Below are 1,133 nucleotides of genomic sequence, written 5' to 3'. Positions count from 1 at the left end.
GGTCTTCAGGCGACAACGCACCGTTAATCATCTCCATTACGGTACGTTTCGCTTCATCAGCAAAACCTTCCGAGTTGGAGATCAGCACTTCGTGATGCTCCAAACGGTTTCTCACCAAGGTGATGGCGTTAACATACTGTTTAAGTTGCTCAGATTGCTGGCCAATATTTTGTAGATAGTGAGTCGCGAGTGGGTCATCACTCGGTGACTGTAATTTTTTACCCGACGCCAACTGAGCTTGGTTATGGTGAACCTTATTCTCTTGGCGACGCAGGTCGTTTTGAACCGACTGGTAGTTATGAAAACTAGAGATGCGATTTAACATGGTTTCCCCCTACTACCTTAGCGCCAGAATAGTATCGAAGGTTTCGTTTGCCGCCTGCATAATGCGCGACGATGCCATATAGGCTTGCTGAAACTTCATCATGTTTGCCGCTTCTTCATCTAGATTCACCCCAGATATAGAAGCAATTCGTTCTTGTGCTGACTGCTTTTCTAACGTCGCAATCTCACTAAGACGATTAGCGGTCGACGCCTTCAAACCTGTATTGGTATTCAGGTTGTGATAGGTATCAAGCAGAGTCGACTCACCTTCATCCAAAGACTTATTAGTTTGAATATCCTGCAGTTTTCGCAGGTTGCCGTTATCACCCTCTGATGGGACAAGGTTTGCCGTGAATTTGTCGTTAGCAATCGCGCCTGCGGTTAATTCAAAGGTTGTTCCCTGAACGGTTATCGGGCCAGAAGGTGGATACGGCTGAGGCTGCATCAACACGTTGCCTTTGGTATCGGTCACCGCGAACTGCTCACCACGAGGCGAGACAATGACTTCAAATTCGCGCAGGTCACCAGCTTGAAGAATTTTAAACTCCTGATCACCTTGAGCAAAAGTGGTAGAGGCTTCATAACTCTGCGCGGCAATGTCTTTCGGATCATTACTTTCCATCTGCATCTGAGCGGCAAAGTTGCGCGTTGGACGCAGCAAGATCTTCTCACCGAGCTCTGGTGGGTTGCGGATTTCTACACGCATGCCATCAAGGTAAAAGGCACTGCCGCTGGAATCGGTGCTGACTTTTATGGTTTCGCCACTCGGCTTAGTCACCACATAGTCGCTGCCGTCGTACTTTAGTCCG

Annotated in this window: 1 protein-coding gene and 1 pseudogene; both read right to left on the bottom strand. The window is 48.2% G+C overall.

The window, feature by feature from the left end; all coding sequences use genetic code 11:
* A pseudogene (locus KIV40_RS31910) lies at nucleotides 1-325 on the bottom strand (flagellar biosynthesis protein FlgL); the annotation flags it as partial.
* 12 nt (nucleotides 326-337) lie between these two features.
* The coding region (locus KIV40_RS31905; protein WP_285353338.1) for a flagellar basal body rod C-terminal domain-containing protein at nucleotides 338-1,133 on the bottom strand (796 nt) is incomplete at its 5' end.

The organism is Vibrio sp. D173a (assembly GCF_030248475.1).
The sequence above is the reverse complement of the archived record's forward strand: the minus strand, read 5'-3'. Positions and strand labels throughout refer to the sequence as shown.